Consider the following 463-nt stretch of genomic DNA (forward strand, 5'->3'; position numbering starts at 1 on the left):
TGCATATACAGGATAGAATTAGAGCGCCTCCCCCAAAATCAGTAAGTTTCTGCAGAAATTCGGAAACCAAAACGAGTTTAAGTCCAAAATACCGCGGATTCCGAAGAAATACCGGAGCACCGCGGCGGGGCATTCATCTGCGAGCTGCAGGTTGCCGTCGGCGGCGAGGCTCTCGTGCAGGCGTTTGAGGAACTCGCATTCCCGGCTTCCCCGCACTTGCCTACCGGCGACCACCATGGCCAGCGCGCGAGCTGCGACCAGAATACTACGGGCAGGCAGGGGGAGCTTCGTGGTCGTCGCCATATGGTGGCTCTGAAGGAGATCGATTGGGGACGGATGCATCGTCGGTGGGGCCACTGATGACCGGGTCCCATGAAACATGAACTATTTGATTACTGCTGCTGGCTAGGTCCCACATGTCAACGGCACCTGAAAGTTGGGTTAATATTTCAAAGTTAAATGA

The 463-nt window shown here is 54.9% G+C and carries 1 protein-coding gene; it reads right to left on the reverse strand.

Going from position 1 to position 463, the window contains the following annotated elements:
* Positions 1-18 precede the first annotated feature (18 nt).
* Positions 19-303, reverse strand: a complete 285-nt coding sequence (locus D7X12_RS41905) for a hypothetical protein (protein WP_120630599.1) — start codon at positions 301-303, stop codon at positions 19-21.
* Positions 304-463: the final 160 nt, after the last annotated feature.

The sequence above is a fragment of the Corallococcus sicarius genome (assembly GCF_003611735.1).
In the GTDB taxonomy this organism is placed as follows: domain Bacteria; phylum Myxococcota; class Myxococcia; order Myxococcales; family Myxococcaceae; genus Corallococcus; species Corallococcus sicarius.